The organism is Terriglobia bacterium, from assembly GCA_020072645.1.
In the GTDB taxonomy this organism is placed as follows: Bacteria; Acidobacteriota; Terriglobia; order Terriglobales; family Acidobacteriaceae; genus Angelobacter.
Window position 1 is genome coordinate 36,057 of the sequence record JAIQGK010000011.1, and the last position, 23,772, is coordinate 59,828.

Sequence of the window (23,772 nt, forward strand, 5' to 3'; positions counted from 1 at the left end):
ACAAAGTTTGAAGCCCGGTGCAATGGTATGGTTGCAGACACCTCAGAAACAGGCAAAGAGGATGAGAACAAAACCCCAAACCTCACCGCTGATAACACTGATAACACTGATTTACACCGGATCAAGGGCGCCAGATCGGGTGATCCGTTGATCGGGTGATCGCCCATGATCGGAAGGCAATACTTACAATTGATGAATATTGGTAAACATTAAGCGGTCTTTAGATAGCGTGGAACTTCAAAAAGCAAGCACAAGGTCCCTCCGACCTACTCGCGCGCTGATTTGCCCATTCCCGCCAAAACCGGGCGCGAATGGGAAACCCGACCTGCGCGCGTTCCCCTTTCGGCCGTTGGGATGACGAAGATTTATGGGACGCAAACTGTACCATTACTACCAGGTTTGTTTGACGACGCTGCCGATTTCTTGCTAAACTCAAGGTTTCATTGCCACTTATCCCACCGAAAAGGTTTTCCAAGTGCCAGGTTATACCCGTCGTCAATTGAAAGAAGATAAGTTCGCCGCAACTGCCCAGGGCGCAGCGCAATGGGCCACAGGTCACCGCCAGACTGTTATTTGGACAGTTGGCCTTGCGCTGGTTGCCGTCTTGTTGACCACCGGTGTAATCACGTGGCGCAGCCGCCAGTCCGATGAGGCCAATACCCAATTGTCGGCAGCCATGCGCACTCTGGACGCGCAGATTTTGCCGGCCGGCTCACCGCCCCCGGCTGAAGATTCGGGTCCCACGTTTCCCACAATTGCCGATCGCGCAAAAGCCGCGCAAAAGCAGTTTCAGGCCATTGCCGATAAATATTCCACCGTTTCTCCGGGCAGGATTGCCCGTTATATGAGCGGAATCGCATTGATGCAGGCGGGCGACAAGACAGGCGCGGAGAAAGAGTTGAAGACGGCGTCCGATTTTAGGGACAAGGACGTGGCTGCCCTGGCCAAGATGGCCCTGGCGTCCATATATCGCGGGACAAACCGCGCGCCGGAAGCCATTGCCATTTACAAAGATCTTTCCGAACACCCAACGGTGACAGTATCGAAGCCGCAGGCGCAACTGGAACTGGCTGAGATGTATGAAAGCACAGATCCGCAGCAGGCAACTCTGATTTACCAGCAATTGCAAAAAGAGGATCCGCGAAGTCCTGCAGCCCAGGTGGCCGGGCAGAAACTTACCAAGGCCAAATAACCCAGTCCAAGTAAAAGTTCAGAATCCAAAGCTGACCAGAGCACAAACGAGGTTCTGCTCGCCCGAGTGGAATTATGCGGCAACCTTCGCGGTGAATCCGCAATCTCTATTAAGCAGGCGGCACTCAATTCTGGCTGCCAAATTCACCAGGAGTTTAAGCATGAAATCCTTTTTGGCAGGGTTGGGAATTGGTATTGGTTTGGGGATTCTTTTTGCCCCGATGAGCGGCGAAGAAACACGCGAAAATCTTACACAACGGGCCAGCGATCTGGCAGACTCAGCACGTGACCTGGCGAACCAGGGTCGCGACAAGGTCCGCACCACGGTTTCTGCAATTCGCGGACAGGCTGACCGTTTTGCAAGCAACGTTCAGGAAGCCACCGGGACGGAAACCCGTAACCTCTAACCCATCAATCTACAAAGTGCGTGATGAGGCGGCGGAGAAAGTCCGCCGCCACGCTACTTTCCTTGACACTCTCTCCATACCCCCTTTATCCTTAAGGTATTGTCAACGATCGTGAGGCATCGGTCGCCGATCGTCCCAGCGTTCCCCCGACAAACTAGAGCCACTTGAATTTTCCGGAGCGCCCCTTATGTTTATAAAAGTAAAGGATCTTGAGCTCCGAAATCTTGAATTTGACGAGACTTTTGCGCCTGGCGCAATCGACTTGCTGGAAGATCAGATTCAGACTGCGCCTTTGAAGTCGGCAGGTCGAGCGGAACTGATTCGCGAGAACCGCGGTGGCCGAAATGTTGTTGAAGACATCAGGCTGGTAGGCAGCTTTTCGACAGAAGTTGAAGTCAAATGCGCCCGCTGCCTTGATCCGGTGCATAATGCGCTGGCGGAAAAATTTGATTTGCTATACCGGCCTTTGGGCGTGGATGCGGGACGGGATGAAGTCGCGATCACCGAAGCCGACACAGAGATTGGTTATTATCAGGGTGAGGGATTGCTGCTGGAAGACGTTTTGAAGGAGCAGATCCTTCTGGCCCTGCCAGTGAAGCAGCTTTGCCGCACCAACTGCAAAGGGCTCTGCCCGCAGTGCGGCAAGAACCTGAACGTGGAAAGCTGCGATTGCGTGACGGCGATGCCCGATCCGCGATGGTCGGCGCTGGAAGATATTCGCAAGAAGTTGGAACGATAAAAAGTAAGATCAGCGCGCAGGCTTGTGCCGGCGCCAGGAGAAAGGGAAACAATGCCAAATCCAAAACGGCGGCACTCAAAAGCACGCACCTCGAGTCGCCGCGCACATGACTTCCTTACCGCGCATTCCGCTTCGGAATGTCCCAACTGCCATGAGAAAAAGATGCCGCATCGCGTATGTCCAAAGTGCGGCTACTACAAAGGCCGTGAAGTAGCGCAGGTAAAAGAAAACGCCTAAGTGCAAACGCCAGTGGAAACTGTCATAGCCGTCGATGCAATGGGTTCAGACCGGCATCCCAGGCCCGAGATCGAGGGTGCGCTGCTGGCCGCTCGCCATTATGGCGTACGAGTGATGCTGGTGGGGCCTGAAGAGCTGCTGCGGCGCGAGCTTGCAGGCCATCCCACCGCGCAAAACCTGCCGATTGACGTGGTAAACGCCACGCAAGTCATTGAAATGGAAGAAAAAGCCGTGCAGGCGGTGCGGACCAAGAAAGACTCCAGCATGCACGTGGGCCTGCGGCTGGTAAAAGAAAAGAAAGCCGTGGGGTTTGTGACTGCCGGCAATACCGGCGCTGCAATGGCCGCGGCCAAGATGGTTCTGGGCGCTCTGCCCGGAGTCGACCGTCCCGCACTGGCCAGCGTATTTCCTACTCAAGCGGGCAAGGACAAGCCTTCCATCCTGATTGACGTGGGCGCCAACGTGGATTCCAAGCCGCACAACCTGGCGCAGTTTGCGCTGATGGGCGCAATGTACTATCGCGCGATCTTCAAGAATACCAAGCCGACGGTGGGCATCCTTTCCATTGGTGAAGAAGAAGGCAAAGGCAACGAACTCACGCGCAAAGCCCACTCGCTGATCAAGGACTTGCCGATCAATTTTCTGGGCAATGTTGAAGGCCGCGATTTATACAACGGCAAAGTGGATGTTATTGTCTGTGACGGCTTCGTCGGCAACGTGGCGCTCAAGATTTCTGAAGGGCTGGTGGAAGCGGTACGCTATCTGCTGAAAGAATCCCTCACCTCAACAATTACTTCCCAGGTAGGCGCGCTGCTGGCGCGCAAGGCATTCGCCAACTTCGGCCGCAAGCTTGACTATGCCGAATACGGCGGAGCGCCGCTGCTCGGGCTGAAAGGCGTCGCTATCGTAGGCCATGGACGCTCAAATGCTAATGCCATGAAGAATGCCATCCGTGTGGCCAAAGAATTTTACGAGTCAGGCATAAATACCAATATCGAAAAAGAACTCGGCGCGGCGCGGTCAGAATCACAATCCATGCGGCCGGACTCATACCTTGGCCCTGACAAGGCGGAAGAATCCGCATGAGCCACGGCCCGATTGCTTTCCTCTTCCCCGGACAGGGATCACAAGCAGCAGGAATGGGAAAAGAGCTGGCATCGCTCTACCCCGTCGCGAGGCACACGTTTCAGGAAGCTGACGACGCTCTGGGATTTTCTATCTCTCAAGTCTGTTTTGAAGGGCCGAACGATCAGCTTAAGCTCACTGAAAATACTCAGCCTGCCATCCTGACGATGAGCACCGCAGTCGCGCGTGTGCTGCAAGAAAAAGGAATTGTTCCCCAGTTTGCCGCTGGTCACAGCTTAGGCGAATACTCCGCTCACGTGGCTGCCGGAACACTTTCTTTTGCTGAGGCCGTCCGTACCGTGCACAATCGGGGACGCTACATGCAGGAAGCTGTGCCGGCGGGTGAAGGCGGAATGGCGGCAATCCTGGGAATGACGCTGGACGAGTTGCAACAAGTTTGCGCCGACGCTGCGCAGGGTGAAATTGTTTCTCCGGCAAACATCAATTCACCGGATCAAATCGTAATTTCAGGACATCAAAAAGCGGTAGAACGCGCCGCCGATCTGGCTAAACAACGCGGAGCTAAGAAGGCCGTGATGCTGGTGGTGAGCGCACCTTTTCATTGCGAGTTGATGAGGCCGGCGCAAGACCGGCTGGAAGCAGATTTACAAAAGCTTCATTTCAACAATCCCGAATTGCCGGTGATCGCGAACATTGATGCAACGCCAAAGGCTACCGCTGAAGGCTCACGCCAAGCGCTGGTGCGTCAGGTAACAGGCGCTGTGCAGTGGTCCAAATGCATGCAGACGCTGATTGGCCTCGGCGTGCAAATATTTATTGAGGTCGGACCCGGTAAGGTGCTCACAGGCTTGATGCGCCAGATTGATCGGTCACAGACTTGCCTGAATGCCGAGGATGAAGCGTCGGTCCAGAAGGTGAGCAATCTATTCGCGGCATCGGCGAAAGAATAACCTGCCACAGAGAAGATCGAACTTCTACTGTGGGCCGTGGCACGCCACAGAAACCGGCGAGTCACTGATGGTCTTGCTCTTCTTTTCCACCCACATGGACCTGGGTTCTGCGCGGTTGTTGATGATCACTACCACGACAACGCCGCTGGGAGAGACAAATTCTTTCTTCGGCGGTTCCAGCGCACAATCAATCCGATGACTGGTGATCGCGCCGTACTCGCCCTGCGGTCCCCAATCCATCCTGAACTGGTTCACTGAGTAGTTGGCGAACTTTTCAGGATGCTGCTTCCAGTCTGGATCGCCTTCATAGATTCCGTAGGCCTTGTCAAAATTTTTCTGCTCGATTGCCTGAAAAAAATTGTTGATGACCTTCTTCTCGGAATCGTAGCGCGTGATGTAAAGATAAGCCGAGATGGCGATTACCGCCACAACAATGGTCGCAATGATTTTCCGGCGGCGCTCTGCCGGTCGCGGATCGTATTCTTTTGCATCCATCAATGCCATGCGATGTTTCCTTTACAGAGTGCGTTTAAAGAGCAATGTAGAAAACGCGAATGCGGCTAAGGCGAACCCACCAAGATACAGCAGGTCAGGCCAGATTGCAGCCAGCCCTACCCCTTTGAGCAGGATGGCCTTGAAGCCGCGAACCGAATAAGTAAACGGATCGACCCAGGCGATCCATTGCAGCCAGCGGGGAAAAGCCTGCACCGGATAAATTGCGCCGCTGGGAAAATACAACAGGGTGTTTAGAATGCCGAACACGGCGCGCGGAATCAGGGGATCGTTGACCCGCACCATCATGACAAACATCATGGAGATAAATGCGAATGAAGTGGCGCCGATCAGCAATAGCAGCCAGATAAAGTTTGCGGGTTGAAACGTGGAGCCCACGCCGGCAATTAACGATCCAAGAAGCGTAAGCACAATGCCTGCGCCCATGGCCTTGAGCGCGCCGGCCACATTCAATCCGGCAACGAGTTCCAGCTTTGTAATGGGCGTAACCAGATAGCCTTCGTGCACTCCGCGGGCTTTGTCGTCAATATAAACAATGCCGCCGCCAATCATGACGCTGACGAACATCGCCAGCGTAATGGAACCGGGCAGCAGGTATTTCATATATTCGATATAGGGATAGAGCTCCACAACCTGAAGCTCAATCTGCTGGACCACGCGGGGCTGGACCTCCGGCTGATTGAGCGCCGCCACCAGTTGGGTCATTTCATCTTCAAAGGTGGCAGTCATGAAGTTGTCAGTGTTATCGAGTACCAGGCCGATGTGGGGCCTGGTCTGCTCGTACACATTGCGTGAGAACTGCGGCGGAATCACCAGCCCGGCATTCAGATCGCCGCGACGGACGGCGGCAATCATGACTTGCTCGTCTGGATACATGATCGGCTGAAAGGTGCGCGCGTTGCTCTGGACTGCGCGTAGCGCTTCCATTACGCGAATGGCTTGTGGGCCGGTATCGTGTGAAACGATTCCAATCTTAGCGTCTTTGATCTTGCCGCCAAAGGCGTTGCCCAGCACGATAAGTTGGACAAGCGGAAAGACCATGGCGGCAACCATGAGGGCAGGTGAGCGGAAGAACTTGCGCAGATCGCGTTCCACGATTGCCATCATGCGCCCGCTCTTGAAGAAGGTGCGCATGCTTACTTGCCCCACGCTACGGGAGATTGGTAAAGCGGCGAATCCACAATCTGATCGCGCAACTGTCTTCCGGTGAAGTGAACAAAAACGTCGTCCAGCGTGGTGCTCTGCACCGTTAAGGTTTTCACTACAACATTGGAGTGAACTGCTGTTTCCACAAGAGCTGTGGTGGTGCGCGAACCATCTTCAGTGAGGATGCGATACATGTCCGCGCCTTCCGGCTGCACGGATTTCACGCCCGCAAGGCCTTCCAGAGTCCTATGCCAGTTGGCAGGAGGCTGAAGAAATTGCGCTTCAATCACGCTGGACCCGGGAATGCTGTTTTTGAGATTGCGCGGCGTGTCCAGCGCCACCAGCTTGCCGTGGTCGACAATAGCAATGCGATCACAGAGACGGTCGGCTTCATCCATGTAATGCGTGGTGATCAGGACCGTGAGGTTCCGCTGCTGCTTGATGTTGGTAATCATTTCCCAAACAGCGACGCGGGACACAGGATCAAGGCCGGTGGTAGGCTCATCGAGAAAAAAGATTCGCGGGCGATGTACCAGGCCGCGCGCTATCTCCAGGCGCCGGCGCATGCCGCCGGAAAGATTTCGTGCTGGAGCGTCTCGCCACTGATTGAGATCGACCAGAGTAAGCAACTCGTCTATGGACTTGTCGCGGTCGGCAGCTGGAATACCGTAGAGCTTGGAATAAATGCTCAGGTTCTCCCATACGGTGAGGTCGCCGTCACTGGTCATGGCCTGGGGAATCACGCCCATGGATCGCCGCGCGGTGTTTGGATTTTTGCGCACGTCAGCACCTTCAATAATGGCGGTGCCGGAAGTGATGTCGAGCAAGGTGGTCATCATCCGGATCAGCGTTGACTTTCCCGCGCCATTGGGGCCGAGCAGGCCAAAAATTTCGCCTTCTTCCACCGCGAAAGAGACACCGTCAACCGCTGTGAAGTTCCCGAAGCGCTTCACGATGTCGACGACTTGGATCGCGGGGGCAGGCATTTAGCGGCCTTCTATTTTGGCTTTGGGAACAAGGACTTCCGCCGTCATTCCGGGAACAAGGTTCTTCTTGCTGTTATCCAATTGCAACTTGAGCGAGATGGCTTTGATATCGCGCTTGCGGCGGTTCACGTCACGTTGTGTGGCGAAATCAGCTTCCGGCGCCTTGAAAATAACTTTGCCGGAGACGATATCGCCTGAGGGCAGGCGGACATTCAACTTGTCACCAATTGCAATGTGCACTGCTTCAGTTTCAGGAATGGCGGCGCGAACCCAGGTGTCGCTCAGGTCTGTGATGATGGCGATGGCCTGGCCGAGATTCACGACCTCGCCTTCGCGGGCCGCGCGAACGGTGACAATTCCACTTACGGGCGCGGTGACTTTGGTATAGCCAAGGCGGGCTTCAGCGGCTTCCAATTGGGCCTTGGCATTCAACTGCTGTGCGCGCGTGGAGGCGACGTTGCTCTGCGCAGCCTGGGTCTGGCGTGTGTGGGCCTGCGCCGTTACCAGGTCTGCTTGCGCGGCGCGAGACTGGTCCTCCGCGGCACGGACCAAAGCCTGCTGCGCCTTGAGTTGCGCTTCTGCCTGGTCTGCCTGCTGTTGTGAAGCAACACCCTGCTTTGCCAACTCGACAGAGCGTCGCGTATCTCCCTGGATGCGCTGCAAATCAGCCTGTGCCTGAAGCAATGTTGCCTGGGCAGCGCGCAAACGAGCCTCGGCGTTGATCACGCCGCTGGATGTTTCGCCGGCGGTCTGCTCTTCCGTGGCGCGTGTCTGTGAAACCTGGTGGCGAAGGCTGGCCAGCATAGCTTCTGCAGCCTGGCGATCTGCGTTGAGTTCCTGCGAGTCGAGCACTGCGATGGTGTCCCCGGCTTTTACTTCAGTGCCTTCGTCAATGGCCAGGCGCTCAATTCGTCCGCTGATTTTTGGACTGACGACCACCTGATTGGCATCAACGGTGCCGATCAGCACAAGGTCAGACGAGTGGTCGACGGAAAAAAAATAATAGATGGTGGCAATGACCAGCAGCAGTCCGAGAAAGGCGAAAAAGCTGTTGCGCGTGCTCATGATTTGCAGACCTTCTGCGCCGCGGCTGGAGTGAAGACGGCGGCGCAAATGAAATCAAGCACGGCGGCTCGTCGAGCGGCGATTCGCTCCGGAGAAGCAGGATCGCCGGCGTGCATAAAGTGTTGTGCGGGCATGCTGATGAAATAAAAAACGATAGTGCCGATGATGGATGTCACTGTCTGGATGGCATCAACCTTGCGGAAATCGCCGGCGCTAATGCCTTCTTCAATAAGCTTTTCCAGGCGGCTATACAAGGGCTTGCCGTGGCGCTCCATAATGCGGCTGGCAGCGGGTGAGAGCGCGCGTCCCGCGCTGCGCATAAATTCGCGCTGCACCAGTCGCGGATAAACTGGCGCGCTGGCAATGTAGTCAAAGTGGGTTTGCGCATAGAGCAGCAATCTTTCACGCGGAGGAAGATCAGGACGCTCAAGAACGCTCGCGACTCGCTCATGCAGACCGGAAAAAACCTGGTCCAGCGCGGCGGCGTAGAGGCCTTCTTTATCCTTGAAGTAGTAATAGAGTAAGGCTTTGTTGACGCCGGCGCGGCGCGCAATCTCATCTGTGCGCGCTCCGGTCACGCCTTCATGGGCAAACTCTTCCAAAGCGGCTTTAAGGATGGCGGCGCGGGTCTTTTCAGGTTCGCCGCGCGAGCCAGATTTGCCGGATTTGATGGCTGAAGACATTTAATTAACTGGTTAGTTAGATTATCAGATAATCTACGGCGATGCGCAAATCCTTGTTCTACGCGGAAGGAGTGGTACATCAGCTGTTGGGCCGAATTCGCGGGGACGGTTAATACGATAATCGAATCGCGCGATCACGGCCCATGAATTTTGGGGACAGGTGCTCTTTGCCGGATTTGTTAAAATGAATAGTTTGCCTTCTTGATCTTGCCATACTTAGGAATTGAATGCCTGAAACCATGCTTGCCGTAGTGAAACCGGAGGCCGCGCCGGGAGCGGACGTCCGGCAGATGCCCGTTCCACAATTTGGCCCGGATGATGTCCTGGTGAAAGTGAAAGTAGCATCAGTCTGCGGCACCGATCTGCACATATACAACTGGGACCAGTGGGCGCAAAACCGGATCAAGCCGCCATTGATTCCCGGCCATGAGTTCTGCGGGCACGTGGTAGCTACAGGCAAGAACGTAACGGCAGTGAAGGAAGGCGACTTTGTTTCCGCCGAGATGCATGTGGCCTGCGGCAAGTGCTACCAGTGCCGCACCGGCGAAGCCCACATTTGCCAGCATGTGAAGATCATTGGCGTGGACGCCAACGGTGCTTTCGCCGAGTTCGTGAAGATCCCAGAATCGAATATCTGGAAGATTGACCCGGGCATTCCGGCGGATTATGCCAGCGTGCTTGATCCGCTGGGCAACGCCGTGCACACGGTTCTGGCCGGCGAGATTGCCGCCAAGACGGTGGCGATCATCGGCTGCGGGCCCATTGGCCTGTTCTGTATTGCCGTGGCGCGTGCGTGTGGCGCCAGTGAAGTGTATGCGCTGGAAATCAACGACCATCGGCGCAAGCTGGCGGAAAAGATGAAGGCCGACCACGTGCTGAATCCGGCGAAAGATAACGTCTATGAGCAGGTAATGGAGGCCACGGGCGGCACCGGCGTGGACGTGATCCTGGAAATGTCCGGACATCCTGACGCGATCCGCCTGGGATTCAAGATACTGCGGCTCGGTGGCCGTGCTTCTCTGCTGGGAATTCCGTCCAAGCCGATGGAGTTGAACCTGGCCAACGACATTATTTTTAAAGGCGCGCTGGTGCAGGGCATTAATGGACGGCAAATGTACAAGACCTGGTTCCAGATGAACGCTCTGCTCAAGGCGAACAAGCTCGATCTTGATCCGGTGATTACAGACCGCATGCCAATGGCGGATTTCAGCAAAGGCATGGACCGGCTGCGTACGGGCGAGTCGAGTAAAATTTTGTTGTATCCGAATGGAATACAGAAGAGTTAGCCGCAGATTTGTGCAGATGGGCGTAGATCAAAAAGCTTAGCCGCGAATTTCGCGAATAAACGCGAATTAGGAAATTTTGTAATTGGGTAATTGAGTAATTTGAGATTCGCAAACCGCGAATGCGGAGAAAGAAATTGTGAGTCGTCTTTAAATTTGATTCGCGTCTATTCGCGTTGATTCGCGGCCCAATGATTTTTTGATCTGCGCCCATCTGCGAAGATCAGTGGCAAAGAAATTTTTTTCAGGAGTGCGACATGCCAACCACCACGACCCGCCCCCAGCTTTCATACCTCGCCGACCAGATGAACGAACTCAAGCAGAAGGGCACGCACTTTAAGCTGCGTGTGCTTCAGGATGAGCAAGCGCCGGAGTGCACGGTAGATGGCAAACACGTCATCAATCTGGCGTCGAACAATTATCTGGGGCTGACGACGCATCCCAAGTTGCGCGAAGCCGCTATCGCAGCGATTAAGAAGTATGGCGTAGGCTCAGGCGCGGTGCGCACTGTGAGCGGGACCATGTCAATCCACATGGAGCTGGAAGAAAAGATTGCGCGATTCAAGAACACTGAGGCGTGCGTGGTCTTTCAGTCAGGCTTTGCGGCGAATGCGGGGACGGTTTCGGCCATTCTGGGCAAAGACGATTTCATTATCTCCGACGAACTGAACCATGCCAGCATTATCGATGGCGCGCGGCTCTCGCGGGCCAAGATCAAGGTTTTTCGCCACAAAGACACGGCGCACGCGGAAGAGCTATTGAAAGAAGTTGCCGGCGAGCCCGGGCATAAGCTGATCATTACCGACGGCGTGTTTTCCATGGATGGCGACATTGGCCCGCTGCCCGCGCTGTGTGACCTGGCGGAAAAATATGGCGCCATCATGATGATTGATGACGCGCATTCTTCCGGAGTGCTGGGGCGCAATGGCCGGGGGACGGTGGACCACTATAAAGTCCACGGCAGAGTTGATATACAGGTGGGAACTTTATCAAAAGCTATTGGGGCGCTGGGCGGTTATGTATGCGGATCAAAAGACCTGATTGATTTTCTCTATCACCGCGCGCGGCCATTTTTATTTTCCACGTCGCATCCGCCGTCAGTGGCGGCGACCTGCATTGCCGCCTTTGACGTGCTGGAGCAGGAGCCCGAGTTGATGGACAAGCTCTGGGCGAATACGCGTTTCTTCAAGAAAGAGCTGGGACTGCTCGGTTTCAACATCGGTGGCAGCATTACTCCGGCCAGCGAGACGCCGATCACGCCGATCATCATCGGCGATGGACGCCTGACGATGGATTTCAGCCGCGAGCTGTTCAATGAGGGCGTGTTCACGCCAGGCATCGCGTTCCCGACTGTGGCGGAAGGCAAGGCGCGACTGCGGACCATTATGACCGCCACCCACACGCAGAATCAGCTGACGAAGGCGCTGGAGATTCTGAAGAAAGTGGGAACGCGGATGGGGATTATCCGCTAGCAGTCTGCGCGAATCATCTCGAGTTGTATTGGAAGGCAATGTTGGATTCGACCTCAACCGGCTGGTCAAGCAGCAGGTAGGGGCGAAATTTATATTTTTTTACGGCCTCCAGAATGGCTTTCCGCAGGGGTTCAGGACCGTCGGACGCAGTGGCTTCAACTACGCTTCCATCTTTCCCAACAACAAAATGAACCATTACTTTGCCGTCGGCCCCTCGCGGATAGTTTGGCTCGGCGGTGGAAACCAAATATTCCATCACAATATTGGGAGGGATGGCTATGCGTCCTCCGAGTGGCCCGGCGCTGTCTGCCGGCGGCGCAAAGAATGCTTCGCTTACTCCGCTGATCTCTCCAAGTTCTTCGACGTGAATTTTGAGAAAAGTCTTGTTGTCATGAGCGATAGAAATATCTTTTGCCACATAGCGCCCGAGAAATGGGACGATGTTGTCGTACGTTGTCGTCTTGGCTAAGTTCTCCTGGACGAAGCGAAGCATCGCGGAATTGGGATTGAAGCAAAACATCGGCAAGCCGAGGAAAACGATGCGCGACTCCGTCTTGCGAAGAGTAACGCAAGGAAGCCTGGTGCTGCCCAGTTTGGTCTCCACCTTTTCAGGCCTGGTCGAGTGATCGCCCCACCTTGCCTGACGCAAAGGGCGCCAAGTTGCATCCATCACATCCATGATGGCGGCATCGGGCCAGCGTTGATCGCCAGAGCGATAAAGCCCGGAGTCATTGGCTACGTCCGTTTGCTTCAGGTTGTCACTTAGGATGATGCGTTTGTACTTTTTGGGCCCGGCAAAAAATTCTTCCACCATACCGCTGTGAACGTTGTCGCCATCCTGGTCGAATTGTTCATACGACAACTTAATATGCCAGCGCTTATTCGATGTGTCGTCCAGACCGTTCATCGCGGACGCCAGTTTGAGCATGTCACCCGCGGCGCGAGGAACCTTTACCGAGAGCGGGTCGGCTTGGGCCTTAGAGTTGGCGGCATCATTCTCCAGGGAAGTGGCAACCGCGCTGATCGCCAAGGCGAAGACAAGTAAGGTGACGGCCTTTTGCATGCCCGTGAGTGTACCGTGCGCATGTCCCGGCCGCCAAGGCTTGGGCAGGTCACGGAGGGGCCGCGACTTGAAGGTCTCACACCCGCCCGTGACCTCTGTCACAGCTTGTGCGTGCTCTTGGCCTGACAATTCTAGTAGGTGTGGAGGCTCTCTATGAAAACGACGTTGAGCGTAATCAAGGCGGATATCGGTTCTATTGGTGGGCATATTGCGCCATCGAAACGGTTGCTGGAACGGGTGAAAGAAGTGGTGGAAACATCCGGCAAATCGATCATCACTGACCACTTTATCAGTCACACCGGTGATGATGTGGCCATCCTGATGACGCACCGGCGCGGCGTGAACGACGAAAAAGTCCACAAGATGGCGTGGGACGCATTTGTCGCCGGCACGGCGGTGGCGAAAGAGGAAGGTCTCTATGGAGCCGGCCAGGACCTTTTGAAAGATTCGTTCTCCGGCAACGTGCGCGGTATGGGACCGGCAGTAGCAGAGATGGAAGTGGAGGAGCGTCCGAACGATCCATTCCTGTTTTTTGCCGCCGACAAGACAGATCCCGGAGCTTATAACCTGCCGCTGTTTCTGACTTTTGCCGACGTGATGACAACGCCGGGCCTCATCCTCTCTCCCAAGTTGAGCCAGGGATTTCGCTGGGTGGTGATGGATGTAAATTACACCGAAGGCGACCGGGTCATCGAACTGAACACACCGGAAGAAATCTATGACCTAGCGGCTTTGCTACGTGACAACCAGCGCTACGTGGTGGAGTCAGTGTGGTCGCGCGCGACGGGAGAGCAATGCGTGGCAGTTGCGACATCTCGTCTTCACAACATCGCCGGCAAATACACTGGCAAGGACGATCCGGTGATGCTAGTGAGAACGCAGATGAACTTCCCTGCAACCGGTGAGGTGCTGGCGCCCTATGCCATTGGACATTTTGTGGGTGGCGGAATGCGCGGATCGCACCAGATGCCGCTGATGCCGGTGGCGATGAATACAGGGACGTCCTATTTTGACGGGCCGCCGCTGGTATCGTGCGCCGCTTTCTGCGTGCACAACGCCAAGCTGACCGAGCCGGCGGACACGTTTGCCCATCCTTTCTGGGATGAGGTGCGGGCCAACGCGAGCCGAAAAGCGATTGAGATGCGTCGCCAGGGATTCAGCGGAGCGGCCATGCTGCCGATGGCCGAGCTGGAATATACCGGCGTGATGGAGATGCTGGACAAGATGGACAAACGGTTTACTGTCCGGATGAAAAAGACGACTGTGGCGGCTTAGGGGACAAGCTGGCCGCAGATTTCGCAGATAAGATCAAAATCTTTGGCCGCGAATGAACGCAAATTAACACGAATCACACCAGAGTACGGAGAAATTTGCTTGAAGCGATTCGTGTCGATTCGCGGCTAAATTTGTTTTGCGCATAATCGAGACGATGTGGCGGTAGGGATCCCTCCCCTTCAGCGAGAACTCAGGGTCGGGATTTCAGAAAAGCTACGCCCGGAATACTAAAGCCCCACCCACAACCGTCGCCATCACTTTACCCTGCATCTGACGGCCATCGAACGGCGAGTTTCTTGATTTTGAATGCGACTGCGCGACGTGGTACGTCCATTTCTTTGCGGGATCGAAGATGGTGACGTCTGCGCGGGCGCCCACGGCCAGTGTGCCGCGGCCCTGCAGGTTCATCACGCGTGCAGGATTAGCGGAGAGCAGTTCAACAATCCGCCGCAGCGGGACATTGTGACGGTAGTGCAAGACTGAGATGCACAGTCCGAGCGCAGTCTCGAGGCCAGTAATGCCGAAAGGCGCGCGATCAAATTCCTGGTTTTTTTCATGCGCGGAGTGCGGAGCATGGTCTGTGGCGACGCAGTCAACAGCGCCATCGGCAAGGCCGGCGAGAAGGGCATCGCGGTCTTCACGCGAGCGCAGAGGCGGATTCATTTTGTAATTGGTGTCGTACTGGCCTACTTCCTCATCGAGCAGCGTGAAGTGGTGCGGGGTGATCTCGCAGGTCACGCGCAGGTGGTCACGCTTGGCCTTGCGGACGGCGCGCAGAGCAGCGGCGGTGGAAAGATGGGCAACGTGGTAGCGGCCTTTGGTTTCTGCCGTGAGCCGGATGTCGCGTTCGACGATCGAGCTCTCGGCTTCGCCTGGCCAGCCGCGCAGGCCCAAGCGGAAAGCCGTTGGGCCTGCATTCATTGCGGAGCCTTCCGTCATGCGGCAATCTTCGGCGTGCTGGACCACAGGCATGTTGAGCGCGGATGCAGCGATCAGCGTCTGGCGCATGATCTTGTCGTCGAGGATGGGCTTGCCGTCGTCGCTCAGAGCCACGGCGCCAGCGCGCTTGAGCGCGGCGAAATCGGTAAGTTGTTCGCCGCGGCTGCCGACCGTCGCAGCGGCGACTGCAAAAACATTGACGTGCGCGCCGCGTGCAGGATCGAGCATCCAGCGAGTGATCTCCGGCGAGTCGTTCACAGGGCTTGTATTCGGCATGGTGCAGACAGAGGTGAATCCGCCGGCAGCGGCGGCCATGGTGCCGCTGGCAATGGTCTCTTTGTGCGATTGGCCGGGCTCGCGCAGATGGACATGAATATCGATAAAGCCGGGAGCGACGACGAGTCCACGCGCGTTGAAAGTGTCATCGGCCTTGCCGCGTAGTTTCCCGGCAGGCGCGACTTCAACCACGCGACCTCCTTTGAGCAGAAGATCGTACTTGCCCTCAAGATGCTCAGCGGGGTCGATGAGAAGACCGTTGCGAATTGCGAGAGATCTTTTATTGTTCAAGTGCAAAACCTATTTAGCCGCGAATGCACGCGAATGAACACGAATTCCTTTCTTGCTATTCTCGAAAATGAAGCGCTTAAAGTGGGGTTTGGGACCGAAGTTGAGCAGAAGTCCTACTTCAATTTCCGTGGCGCGCAAATAATTCAGGATTTGGGCCTCGTGTGATGGATCAAGTACACGGGCCGCTTTCAGTTCCAGTAGGACTGCATTATTTACCATGAGATCAGCCTTGTATTCACCGATTACTCTGCCGTGAAACCAAATCGGCGTGGCAATTTGCCGCGCGACACTCAATCCTGCCTCGGTCAGTCCTATGTACAGCGCTTCTTCGTACACTGCTTCGAGAAATCCATACCCCAACTCGTTATACACCGAATAAAAAACACCGACGATTTGATGACACAAATCCCAATGTTTTCTTTCGTGTTCATTCGCGTTCATTCGCGGCTGATCCTGGTTCACGCGACCCCCAGACAGCTAGCCAGAATCGCCATCCTTACATACACGCCGTTGTGGACTTGTTCTTCAATAAGGGACTGGGCGCCGTCGGCGACTTCACTTTGAATTTCCATGCCGCGCACCATGGGGCCGGGATGCATCACGATAGCGTCACTTTTGGCCAGCTTCAAGCGTTCCGGGGTCAGTTGGTATTGGGCGATATAACTATGCACGTCAAGTTTAAGTCCGGCGAGGCGCTCTTTCTGCACGCGCAGCATCATGATCACGTCGGCTTTTCGTGCAGCTTCGTCGATGTGGCGGCTGACTTTCACGCCAGGAGCGAGCGAAGCTGCATAGTCGGGCAGCAATTCCGGCGGGCCGCAGAGAATGATCTGTGTGCCGAATTTTGAGAGCAGGTGAACATTGGAGCGCACCACGCGGCTGTGCTGGATATCGCCCACCATGGTGATGCGCAGGCCTTTCAACGAGCGCTTGTGGCGCAGAATTGTGTAGGCGTCCAGCAGGGCCTGGGAAGGATGCTCATGCATGCCGTCGCCGGCATTGATGATGGGAACTTTGAGGTTGCGCGCGAGCACGTGCGGCGCACCGGAAGCGGGATGGCGAACGACAATGCAATCCGAGCCGAGAGCCTGAAGAGTTTTTCCGGTATCAACCAGGGACTCGCCTTTTTCGATGCTGGAGGAAACTGCATTGATGATTGAAGTGTGGGTGCCAAGCAGTTTGGCGGCAAACTCGAATGAGACCCGGGTCCGCGTGGATGGTTCGTAGAAAAGAAGCGCAATGCGCTTGCCACGGAGCAAGGGCTGAGGCTTGCCAGACTGCATGCGCCGCGCCAGCTTGAGAAAAGAAGCGATTTCATCCGCCGAGAGGTGCTCGAGTTCGAGTAACGAGCGTGTGCGGGGCATGCTCAAGAAATGCGTTCCACCAGCAGGACCTGCTCTTCCTTATCAATTTCATTCAGCTTGACTTCAATAATTTCAGAATCACTGGTTTGGACGGCGCGGCCGACGAAAGCAGCTTCAATCGGCAATTCGCGGTGTCCGCGATCGATAAGAACGCAGAGTTGCACGCGACGAGGGCGCCCGTGGTCAAAAAGCGCGTCCATGGCGGCTCGGACTGTGCGGCCGGTATAAAGCACGTCATCCAGCAGGATCACGTTTTTATCCACAATGTCAGTTCCCAGAGGCGTGGCTTTTTTGATCACCGGGCTGGTGCCGACGGTGGAAAGATCGTCGCGGTAGAGGGTGATATCCAGAGTGCCTACGGGCACAGGCGTCTTTTCAATCTGCTGAATCAGGGCGGCCAGGCGGGTGGCCAGCGGAACGCCACGGCGCTTGATGCCAACAAGCACAAGGTTTTCCACGCCATTATTTTTTTCTACGATCTGGTGGGCCAAACGGACGAGTGTCCGCTCAATTTCAGAGCCGGACATCAGTCGCCCTTTCACGTGCAGGTTGGGAAGTCGAGTGGAGGCAGGATTCATGTCACCGCATGATATCCGAAGGGAGCGCGCTGCGCCAAACGGCATTCTTAAGGCCGATTTCTGGCCTTTCCCAGCGCTACCGCCAGGGTGCCGCTACCCATGCCAATAACCAGAAAAGCCAAAAGAATGGTGCCCATGCCGATGGCGGTCAAGAAAATCAGTCCATGCGGGGTCGCAAACCATTGCGTCATCTGCTGGGCTTGAGGATCAGGATTCTGGGCGGCAATCTCATGAATCCTGGCGATCATCATTTCGCGATACTGAGTCCGCCAAAGGTTAATGGTGGCAAGGAAGCAAGCCAGAAAGAATCCAAAGCTCAGCACTCCCATTACAGCTCCCATGCGGGCGCCTTGGCCGGCGCGAATAGGGGGTGGGTGGTCCCGGCGATAACGGGCAATGGCCCAGATCAAGTTGGCGGGAAGTAGAACGAAGAGGCCCAGCGGGGCGAGGGGAACCGTGAGAATGCCGGTGACAGCGGCCAGGGGAGCGGCCGCGCGGATGAAATCCCTCCAGGCAATCCCAGTTGAAAGAGCAAGGCCACCAGATGGCGGAAACGGCCGTTCTGGGAATACATGTGGTAAGTCCTGCGACTGCTTTTCAGGGACGTCAAGGGGCTGCTCAGGTCGTGACACTCTGATCTGCGGCGCACCGCATGCCGGACAAAAAGCGAGCTGCCCTTCAATGGAATGTCCGCAGCGGTGGCAATCGCTTTGCATATATTTCACGTTACAAGAGCTTTTCTGGCTTGGCAAACCGGACGCATGTGAATCCCGACGCGACTGAGAGAAGCTGCAAATTCTTTCCTAATCAGTAGTACAAGGAAGTGCGTGTCATCCTGCATCTCTGCGGGGAAAAGAGAGCTTTTGGTCGCTAAAAAGCACAAAAACATTCCATTCGCTATATCAAAACGGGAAACACCGGACTCTACTTCAACAAGCACCCAAAAAATTTAACCATTCTGCACCGCAGAAGAAAACGTGTCTTCCGGGAGAAGGAAAAGACCGTGAAAAAGACCCTCGTTCGTGTATTGGTAGTTGTTGCCTTAATGGCGCTTGGTTCTACCACTGTTCTGGCCGATGGCGGCAATAAGCCTTGCCTTCCCGGAACTATCTGTTCGATCGCCAGGTAGTAACAGAACGCCCCTGACAATGGGAAAGCGCTGAGGTTGTCGTGTCCATATTCCTGGGTTAACCTGTCGGACAGGTGAAGTACGTAGATATTGCGTTCGCACTGTTCCCGCCAGTCTTGCAGACATGGCTGGCCTTATTGCTTGTGCGCCGCCGGGCGCACAAGAGCTTTCCCTTTTTTTTTACCTATACTGTCTTTGCAGTAGCCGCAGAAGTGTGCAAATTCGCGGTCGCCCGGTATACCCAGCACCCCATGAGGTACTTCTATCTTTACTGGGGAGCGGAGGTCATTTATGCCACGCTGGGTTTTCTTGCCATCCACGAGGTTTTTCGCCGGGTATTTGAGAATTTTAAAAGCCTCCCCTGGTTCAAATTTCTCTTACCCATGGTGGGATTGGGCATGCTCGCCATTTCTGCTCTGATCTCAATTGTGCACAGGGCCGTGGAAACAGGGCCGTTTCTGGAGGGGATTTATTCTTTGCAGATTGCGGTCCGCTGTCTGCAGATTGGAGTGTTTTTTCTCATTTTTTTTCTGGCCAGAACATTCGAGTTGGATTACCGGCAATATGCCTTTGGGATTGCGGCCGGCTTCGGCATTGCCGCTGCCGGCATTTTATTGGGTACCTTGGTAAGGACAGGCCTTGGATTAAAATCTCTAATGTTTTTTCAGTACGTCCCAATTGTGGCATACTGTATTGCGGTAACGGTTTGGCTGGTGTCTTTTGTTCGCCCTGAGCCAGAGGATCTTTTCCGTGACTTCCGGCACCTGTTTACCCCAGATTTGTTTTTGGGGCGGCTCCAGAGGTACAAGCAAGACGTAAGAGGCATTTTTAAGCCATGACTGTATACGCTTTATTGCTCGTTATATTGGCGTTGATCAGCGCAAGCGCGCTTTACTTCTTCCTGGGACGCTTGTCCAGCTTTCCCTGCCGCACCATCCGTGACGTTCCCGCTTTTCTGCAACCGGTAGATTCCGCCGGCATGATGGAGCTGTTGAACCCGCAAACTGAAGAATATCTGCATTCGGCGATGACCGGGGTGGCGTGGCGACTGGAGCAGCGCAAGAGCCTCCATTTCATGCGCGAGCATCTGTTGCGGATGTCGCACAATGCCCACATTCTTTTGGAGTGGTCAAACGCTGAACTTAAACGGCAGATTGTGGGACAGAGTGAAGAAGACGGCGAATGCTACCGCGATTGCGCGCGCCAGTTGCACGTAGCGGCCATTGAATTCAGGCTGTTTGCGATTTTGTCGCTTATCAAAATCAATTTGTGGCTGGTGTTTCGCACGCAGACATGGCTGCCTCTTTCGCCACCCAGCCTGGCTGAACTCAACCATCTGGGCAGCTTCCGCTTTTTTGAGCTGTATTCAAACCTCACGCGCGCGGTATCCGAACTGGGCCGGCACTACGGCACGGAGTTTCGCGATGAACTGCTGAGAGCGTGGGCAGTAGCAGCCTGAGCCGAAGGTCCTCCGCCTAGTATCCCTTGAGCAAATGCTTCAGCGTTGCCGTCAACGCCAGTGCGTCGTGGTCTGGAACTACTGCGTCCACGCCGGCCGGCAGCTCAGAACCAACAATTTTTCCCCGCACTACCAGTACTACGCACAAGCTGCGCCGGATCATCTTGAGAGACTGCGCCACCGACCAACCTTCTGTCTGGATAAAGTGTTCCTGGTCCAGAATGACCGCGTCCACGGGGTTGTTCACGCAGATGGCAACAGCGTGGTCCGGCGTGAACGTTGTCACCAGCCGATAGCCCAGGCCCTTCAAGGCCTTTGCTGTCTGGCTGTGCCTGCGGTCGGCAAGCAGCACAATTGTGACTTGGGAGCCCTTCATAGACGGAGAGTTAGCGCCATCCCCCCGCTGGGCGTAGATCAAGGCCTACCAGTACGCGCTCAGTGTTTGAGAGGTCCCCGATAATTTTCTTTACCGGAGTGGGCAGACGCCGGACCAGAGTTGGAACGGCAATGATCTGATCACCACGCGCCAGCATGGGACGCTCCAGCAAATCGACAACCTGGATTTTATAGGCGCCGTGCATGTGCTCCTCACAGAGGCGCTTGAGGTTTTCAAAAGCGCGGATGGAAGTAGGAGTCATCCCGGCGACGTAAAGCCGCAGCTCCCATACCGGGCGCTTGAACGGACTGGCCTTCGATTTCTTCCGATGCGCCGAACCATTTTTCTCCAGCCTGCCGGCTAGTTTTTTACTTATTGCCATGAATCTCAATTCCTTTATCACTCAAAGTAAAACGATGCATGCGCGTGTCATGGGACATGCCGCGGGATTTCAAAAGATTCAGTGTGCGCATGCGCTCCGACTCGCCCTGATCGACATCACCCAGGACCACCCATGTGTCCATCAAGGATGAGATGCCAACGGCGGTTTCTTCCATGACGCCTGAGCCAAACACAAGATTCGTGAACATTGCTGTAACGTGTTTGAGCTTGAGGAAATCAATCAGACGAGTGAGCATGGCCTTGACGGAATGCAGATCGCCGACGGCGACCAAATTGGTGATGGGATCGATGATGACCGAGGTCGGCTTAAATTCCTGAATTTCGTTATAGATGGTGGCGAGATGGCTTTCCAATCCCGCAGCCGTGGGCCGGGTGGCATGAATACGCAAAAGGCCGCGGTTGATCCATTTTTCCAGGTCCTGCCCAACGGAACTCATGTTGCGAAGGATCTGGCTGGGAGATTCTTCATAAGCAAAGTAAAGAGCGCGTTCGCCGCGCGCACAGGCTGCGCCCGCGAAAGCGGCGGCGAAGGAGGACTTACCCGTTCCGGCCGTGCCGGTGATCAACACGCTGCTTCCGCGGAAGAAACCTTTCTTGCCCAACATGGCGTCGAGAGTCGGTACGCCGGAAGAAATTCGCTCTGTGGAAGCGGTGTGGTTAAGTCCGAGGGAGGTGATGGGGACCACGGAAATTCCCTGATTATCGAGCAGAAAAGGATATTCGTTGGTCCCGTGCGACGAGCCGCGATACTTCACTACGCGCAAACGGCGGGTGGAGATCTGCTCATTGACGCGGTGATCGAGAACAAGAACGCAGTCCGCCACATACTCTTCCAGCCCGTAGCGCATAAGCGTGCGTTCACCCATTTCAGCGGTGACTACAGCGGTTACGCCGGCGTCCTTCAGCCAGTGGAACAGGCGACGGAGTTCAGCGCGCACAACGCCGTCATTCTTCAGACCCAGAAAAAGAAGCTCGATGGTATCCAGCAGCACGCGCTTGGCCTTGACCTGCTCAATGGCCGCGCGCAGGCGAATGAAGAGGCCCTCAAGATCGTATTCGCCGGTTTCTTCAATCAGCTTGCGCTCAATGTGTACGTAATCGATGGCCAGTTTTTTTTGCCGGATCAACGCAGGCAGGTCATAGCCTAGAGAGGCCATGTTCGTGACAAGCTCCTCGGCTGTTTCTTCCATGGCAATGCAGACGCCGGGCTCGTTATAAAGCAGCGCGCCGCGCACCAGGAATTCAAGTCCCAGCAGCGTTTTGCCGGCGCCGGGGCCGCCACAAACCAGCGCTGTCCGGCCCTTGGGAAAGCCCCCATGCATGACTTGGTCAAGCCCGCGTATTCCGGTGGGGACCTTTTCCAGCACCAGAGAAGACAGGCCAGGGGAGTTATTTTTTTTCTTTTTCTGCACACTACGTGCCGGCATATTTTTTCGCTTTTCTCTCAGACAGCTGAATTTTTTGGCGTTTTGGAACCAGATATTTTGGCCGATACATCGTTGCCATCATGGGACGAAGCCGCCTTCGCGGAGCCATGACTATCCTGTGAGGCTCGATGATGATCGTGATCTGGCGCAGGGTGCGCTGAGCCATCACCATCCCGCGAAAGCACGCGCTGTAGTGCTTCCAGCAACAGATGCGGATCGCCCAGCGACTCCAGATGCTGGTCAATCAGTCCGGCCGGCAACTGTGAGCCACTGGTCTTACTTAGAGCAACAATCGGCACCGCGCGGTTTAGCGCCTTGAAAACGCGAGCAAGTTGAAACCGCAGTTCGCCGTTAATAGAGTCACCAAAAACAACGGCACTCACCGCAGAGGTTTTAAAAATCCGCACGGCTTCATCGGGATCGTTAACTGCGACAATCTGATAACCGGCCCTTTCCAGAATCATGTTCCGGGTGATTTGGGCCGGTGAGATTTTGCTTACACAAAGGACAGTCCATCCCATGAATGTCAGGTCTTCCGTAAAATTTTATTTTTTGCTCTCAGGGTCTAAGCGCTCTAAACCAACCCGCGCGGACTTGAACACTAGTCAACATGAATACAGAGCCGCGTCAACTCAACAGATGCGAAAGGGGCCTCAACATCTGGGAACCGGATTAAGCCAGTTCGTTTAACGCTTCCTATGATGCTGACTGAGGCAGGTTTGGATGCTTTTTTACAATGCAGGAACGAAGTCCGGCGATCAGTTAAAAAGGATGACCAAATTTCGGCCATCCTCTTAATATTTTGCAAGTTCCTGGAACGCGCAGAGTTCCGGCATGTTTAATTTGTATCGTTTCCTCCCCAGGCGCGCACATAGACGAGAGTAAATTCTGTGCCGGAGTTTTTGGGCTTGATGGCCACGACGCGCTGGTTATTTTCTGTTCCAACCTTGAGTTCTTGTTTGTAACCGTGGTCAGTCCCGGTGCGATCATCGCAGGTCACGTCGGCGTCTTTATCGTGGTGGTGAAAATTCATACTGAAGCCGCCGGTGCAGTCCAGGACTTTGCCATATTTGCCCATGTCCTTGCGATAGAACGAGAGCACTTTGTCAGATGGATCGTCGCTTTCATATTTCAGCGCGACCACCTTCAGGCCGAACAGCGAGCTGGAAATATTCACGTTGGCGCTGTGATGGCGATCATCGTCATCGTCACTTTTGGCAACGCGGGCGCCGGGATAAGCCGAGAGACCAGTGTCCTTAACATCAGAAGCGCCTTCTTTCACGCTGAGCGAGCCAAACGGCGTTTTGATATCGACGTCATCTTTTTTGCCATCGCCTTTATCGTGCGTGGTGACGGAGCAACCCGCGAGCGCAAGAAGACTAATGAACCCCAACAATGCATGGAATAGCGATCGGCGCATAATGTTCCTTTCCGA

At 55.1% G+C, this 23,772-nt stretch carries 27 protein-coding genes; 11 read left to right on the forward strand and 16 right to left on the reverse strand.

What is annotated here, in order from left to right:
- Positions 1 to 475 precede the first annotated feature (475 nt).
- The 6 genes from LAO76_15655 (at position 476) to fabD (ending at position 4,610) form a co-directional block, all read left to right on the forward strand.
- Positions 476 to 1,192, forward strand: a complete 717-nt coding sequence (locus LAO76_15655; protein ID MBZ5492363.1) for a tetratricopeptide repeat protein — start codon at positions 476 to 478, stop codon at positions 1,190 to 1,192.
- Positions 1,193 to 1,352: 160 nt separating this feature from the next.
- Positions 1,353 to 1,598 (forward strand): YtxH domain-containing protein, encoded by a 246-nt coding sequence (locus tag LAO76_15660; protein MBZ5492364.1) that lies wholly within the window; start codon positions 1,353 to 1,355, stop codon positions 1,596 to 1,598.
- A 187-nt stretch (positions 1,599 to 1,785) separates the two neighbouring features.
- Positions 1,786 to 2,337 carry a DUF177 domain-containing protein gene (locus LAO76_15665; GenBank protein MBZ5492365.1) on the forward strand — a complete coding sequence of 184 codons (552 nt, stop codon included), beginning with the start codon at positions 1,786 to 1,788 and terminating at the stop codon, positions 2,335 to 2,337.
- A gap of 51 nt (positions 2,338 to 2,388) precedes the next feature.
- Positions 2,389 to 2,574, forward strand: coding sequence for a 50S ribosomal protein L32 (gene rpmF, locus LAO76_15670; protein MBZ5492366.1), 186 nt, complete (start codon positions 2,389 to 2,391; stop codon positions 2,572 to 2,574).
- Positions 2,575 to 2,586: 12 nt separating this feature from the next.
- Positions 2,587 to 3,660: a phosphate acyltransferase PlsX gene (gene plsX, locus LAO76_15675; protein MBZ5492367.1), complete on the forward strand. Its 1,074-nt coding sequence runs from the start codon at positions 2,587 to 2,589 to the stop codon at positions 3,658 to 3,660.
- On the forward strand, positions 3,657 to 4,610 hold the full coding sequence (fabD, locus tag LAO76_15680) for an ACP S-malonyltransferase (GenBank protein MBZ5492368.1): 954 nt from the start codon (positions 3,657 to 3,659) through the stop codon (positions 4,608 to 4,610). The genes plsX and fabD overlap by 4 nt, the downstream gene beginning before the upstream one ends.
- Positions 4,611 to 4,634: 24 nt before the next feature.
- On the opposite strand, the gene LAO76_15685 is transcribed toward fabD, so the two are convergent.
- The 5 genes from LAO76_15685 to LAO76_15705 are packed head-to-tail and all read right to left on the reverse strand — an operon-like array spanning position 4,635 to position 9,003.
- The gene (locus LAO76_15685; protein MBZ5492369.1) at positions 4,635 to 5,114 is read right to left on the reverse strand and encodes a hypothetical protein; all 480 of its coding nucleotides are present in this window, start codon (positions 5,112 to 5,114) and stop codon (positions 4,635 to 4,637) included.
- A gap of 12 nt (positions 5,115 to 5,126) precedes the next feature.
- Positions 5,127 to 6,257 (reverse strand): ABC transporter permease, encoded by a 1,131-nt coding sequence (locus tag LAO76_15690; protein ID MBZ5492370.1) that lies wholly within the window; start codon positions 6,255 to 6,257, stop codon positions 5,127 to 5,129.
- Between the two features lie 2 nt (positions 6,258 to 6,259).
- A complete protein-coding gene (locus LAO76_15695) occupies positions 6,260 to 7,255 on the reverse strand; it encodes an ATP-binding cassette domain-containing protein (GenBank protein ID MBZ5492371.1) in 996 nt (331 codons plus the stop codon).
- Complete coding sequence (locus LAO76_15700; GenBank protein MBZ5492372.1) at positions 7,256 to 8,320, reverse strand: efflux RND transporter periplasmic adaptor subunit; 1,065 nt, start codon at positions 8,318 to 8,320, stop codon at positions 7,256 to 7,258.
- The gene (locus tag LAO76_15705; protein MBZ5492373.1) at positions 8,317 to 9,003 is read right to left on the reverse strand and encodes a TetR/AcrR family transcriptional regulator; all 687 of its coding nucleotides are present in this window, start codon (positions 9,001 to 9,003) and stop codon (positions 8,317 to 8,319) included. The genes LAO76_15700 and LAO76_15705 overlap by 4 nt, the downstream gene beginning before the upstream one ends.
- A 227-nt stretch (positions 9,004 to 9,230) precedes the next feature.
- Between LAO76_15705 and tdh the strand changes: the two genes are divergently transcribed.
- Together tdh and LAO76_15715 are read left to right on the forward strand one after the other, a co-directional pair.
- On the forward strand, positions 9,231 to 10,289 hold the full coding sequence (tdh, locus tag LAO76_15710; GenBank protein ID MBZ5492374.1) for an L-threonine 3-dehydrogenase: 1,059 nt from the start codon (positions 9,231 to 9,233) through the stop codon (positions 10,287 to 10,289).
- Positions 10,290 to 10,543: 254 nt separating this feature from the next.
- Entirely contained in the window at positions 10,544 to 11,758 is a 1,215-nt protein-coding gene (locus LAO76_15715) for a glycine C-acetyltransferase (protein MBZ5492375.1), read from the forward strand.
- A 13-nt stretch (positions 11,759 to 11,771) separates the two neighbouring features.
- Here the strand turns inward: LAO76_15715 and LAO76_15720 are convergent, their stop codons facing one another.
- A complete protein-coding gene (locus LAO76_15720) occupies positions 11,772 to 12,923 on the reverse strand; it encodes an energy transducer TonB (protein ID MBZ5492376.1) in 1,152 nt (383 codons plus the stop codon).
- Positions 12,924 to 12,974: 51 nt separating this feature from the next.
- On the opposite strand from LAO76_15720, the gene LAO76_15725 reads away from it, so the two are divergent.
- A complete protein-coding gene (locus LAO76_15725) occupies positions 12,975 to 14,096 on the forward strand; it encodes a fructose-1,6-bisphosphatase (protein MBZ5492377.1) in 1,122 nt (373 codons plus the stop codon).
- Between the two features lie 213 nt (positions 14,097 to 14,309).
- On the opposite strand, the gene LAO76_15730 is transcribed toward LAO76_15725, so the two are convergent.
- Genes LAO76_15730 through LAO76_15750 form a run of 5 tightly spaced genes read right to left on the reverse strand, consistent with a single transcriptional unit; the run spans position 14,310 to position 18,269 of the window.
- Positions 14,310 to 15,602, reverse strand: a complete 1,293-nt coding sequence (locus LAO76_15730) for a dihydroorotase (GenBank protein ID MBZ5492378.1) — start codon at positions 15,600 to 15,602, stop codon at positions 14,310 to 14,312.
- A 9-nt stretch (positions 15,603 to 15,611) separates the two neighbouring features.
- On the reverse strand, positions 15,612 to 16,043 hold the full coding sequence (locus LAO76_15735; protein MBZ5492379.1) for a GxxExxY protein: 432 nt from the start codon (positions 16,041 to 16,043) through the stop codon (positions 15,612 to 15,614).
- Positions 16,044 to 16,060: 17 nt separating this feature from the next.
- Positions 16,061 to 16,966, reverse strand: a complete 906-nt coding sequence (locus LAO76_15740) for an aspartate carbamoyltransferase catalytic subunit (protein MBZ5492380.1) — start codon at positions 16,964 to 16,966, stop codon at positions 16,061 to 16,063.
- Between the two features lie 2 nt (positions 16,967 to 16,968).
- Positions 16,969 to 17,589, reverse strand: a complete 621-nt coding sequence (gene pyrR, locus LAO76_15745) for a bifunctional pyr operon transcriptional regulator/uracil phosphoribosyltransferase PyrR (protein MBZ5492381.1) — start codon at positions 17,587 to 17,589, stop codon at positions 16,969 to 16,971.
- A gap of 2 nt (positions 17,590 to 17,591) precedes the next feature.
- On the reverse strand, positions 17,592 to 18,269 hold the full coding sequence (locus LAO76_15750; protein MBZ5492382.1) for a hypothetical protein: 678 nt from the start codon (positions 18,267 to 18,269) through the stop codon (positions 17,592 to 17,594).
- Between the two features lie 520 nt (positions 18,270 to 18,789).
- Here LAO76_15750 and LAO76_15755 point away from each other — a divergent pair.
- Entirely contained in the window at positions 18,790 to 19,512 is a 723-nt protein-coding gene (locus LAO76_15755) for a hypothetical protein (protein ID MBZ5492383.1), read from the forward strand.
- Positions 19,509 to 20,132 (forward strand): hypothetical protein, encoded by a 624-nt coding sequence (locus LAO76_15760; GenBank protein MBZ5492384.1) that lies wholly within the window; start codon positions 19,509 to 19,511, stop codon positions 20,130 to 20,132. The genes LAO76_15755 and LAO76_15760 overlap by 4 nt, the downstream gene beginning before the upstream one ends.
- A 16-nt stretch (positions 20,133 to 20,148) precedes the next feature.
- On the opposite strand, the gene LAO76_15765 is transcribed toward LAO76_15760, so the two are convergent.
- The 5 genes from LAO76_15765 to LAO76_15785 form a co-directional block, all read right to left on the reverse strand.
- Entirely contained in the window at positions 20,149 to 20,508 is a 360-nt protein-coding gene (locus LAO76_15765; protein MBZ5492385.1) for a hypothetical protein, read from the reverse strand.
- A gap of 10 nt (positions 20,509 to 20,518) precedes the next feature.
- On the reverse strand, positions 20,519 to 20,890 hold the full coding sequence (locus LAO76_15770) for a circadian clock protein KaiB (protein MBZ5492386.1): 372 nt from the start codon (positions 20,888 to 20,890) through the stop codon (positions 20,519 to 20,521).
- The gene (gene kaiC / locus LAO76_15775; GenBank protein ID MBZ5492387.1) at positions 20,877 to 22,337 is read right to left on the reverse strand and encodes a circadian clock protein KaiC; all 1,461 of its coding nucleotides are present in this window, start codon (positions 22,335 to 22,337) and stop codon (positions 20,877 to 20,879) included. Before kaiC ends, LAO76_15770 begins: the two co-directional genes overlap by 14 nt.
- A gap of 17 nt (positions 22,338 to 22,354) precedes the next feature.
- A complete protein-coding gene (locus LAO76_15780) occupies positions 22,355 to 22,858 on the reverse strand; it encodes a response regulator (GenBank protein ID MBZ5492388.1) in 504 nt (167 codons plus the stop codon).
- A 317-nt stretch (positions 22,859 to 23,175) separates the two neighbouring features.
- Positions 23,176 to 23,757 carry a hypothetical protein gene (locus LAO76_15785; protein ID MBZ5492389.1) on the reverse strand — a complete coding sequence of 194 codons (582 nt, stop codon included), beginning with the start codon at positions 23,755 to 23,757 and terminating at the stop codon, positions 23,176 to 23,178.
- Positions 23,758 to 23,772: the final 15 nt, after the last annotated feature.

Bases quoted from the DNA above. Each gene is read 5' to 3' on its own strand.
- LAO76_15660 (MBZ5492364.1), top strand. From the start codon at position 1,353: ATGAAATCCTTTTTGGCAGGGTTGGGAATTGGTATTGGTTTGGGGATT.
- LAO76_15690 (MBZ5492370.1), bottom strand. From the start codon at position 6,257: ATGCGCACCTTCTTCAAGAGCGGGCGCATGATGGCAATCGTGGAACGC.
- LAO76_15780 (MBZ5492388.1), bottom strand. From the start codon at position 22,858: ATGGGATGGACTGTCCTTTGTGTAAGCAAAATCTCACCGGCCCAAATC.
- LAO76_15770 (MBZ5492386.1), bottom strand. From the start codon at position 20,890: ATGGCAATAAGTAAAAAACTAGCCGGCAGGCTGGAGAAAAATGGTTCG.
- LAO76_15695 (MBZ5492371.1), bottom strand. From the start codon at position 7,255: ATGCCTGCCCCCGCGATCCAAGTCGTCGACATCGTGAAGCGCTTCGGG.
- kaiC (MBZ5492387.1), bottom strand. From the start codon at position 22,337: ATGCCGGCACGTAGTGTGCAGAAAAAGAAAAAAAATAACTCCCCTGGC.
- LAO76_15740 (MBZ5492380.1), bottom strand. From the start codon at position 16,966: ATGCCCCGCACACGCTCGTTACTCGAACTCGAGCACCTCTCGGCGGAT.
- pyrR (MBZ5492381.1), bottom strand. From the start codon at position 17,589: ATGCCGTTTGGCGCAGCGCGCTCCCTTCGGATATCATGCGGTGACATG.
- LAO76_15715 (MBZ5492375.1), top strand. From the start codon at position 10,544: ATGCCAACCACCACGACCCGCCCCCAGCTTTCATACCTCGCCGACCAG.
- LAO76_15700 (MBZ5492372.1), bottom strand. From the start codon at position 8,320: ATGAGCACGCGCAACAGCTTTTTCGCCTTTCTCGGACTGCTGCTGGTC.
- LAO76_15760 (MBZ5492384.1), top strand. From the start codon at position 19,509: ATGACTGTATACGCTTTATTGCTCGTTATATTGGCGTTGATCAGCGCA.
- LAO76_15735 (MBZ5492379.1), bottom strand. From the start codon at position 16,043: ATGAACGCGAATGAACACGAAAGAAAACATTGGGATTTGTGTCATCAA.
- LAO76_15685 (MBZ5492369.1), bottom strand. From the start codon at position 5,114: ATGGCATTGATGGATGCAAAAGAATACGATCCGCGACCGGCAGAGCGC.
- tdh (MBZ5492374.1), top strand. From the start codon at position 9,231: ATGCCTGAAACCATGCTTGCCGTAGTGAAACCGGAGGCCGCGCCGGGA.
- rpmF (MBZ5492366.1), top strand. From the start codon at position 2,389: ATGCCAAATCCAAAACGGCGGCACTCAAAAGCACGCACCTCGAGTCGC.
- LAO76_15765 (MBZ5492385.1), bottom strand. From the start codon at position 20,508: ATGAAGGGCTCCCAAGTCACAATTGTGCTGCTTGCCGACCGCAGGCAC.
- fabD (MBZ5492368.1), top strand. From the start codon at position 3,657: ATGAGCCACGGCCCGATTGCTTTCCTCTTCCCCGGACAGGGATCACAA.
- LAO76_15785 (MBZ5492389.1), bottom strand. From the start codon at position 23,757: ATGCGCCGATCGCTATTCCATGCATTGTTGGGGTTCATTAGTCTTCTT.
- LAO76_15705 (MBZ5492373.1), bottom strand. From the start codon at position 9,003: ATGTCTTCAGCCATCAAATCCGGCAAATCTGGCTCGCGCGGCGAACCT.
- LAO76_15725 (MBZ5492377.1), top strand. From the start codon at position 12,975: ATGAAAACGACGTTGAGCGTAATCAAGGCGGATATCGGTTCTATTGGT.
- LAO76_15665 (MBZ5492365.1), top strand. From the start codon at position 1,786: ATGTTTATAAAAGTAAAGGATCTTGAGCTCCGAAATCTTGAATTTGAC.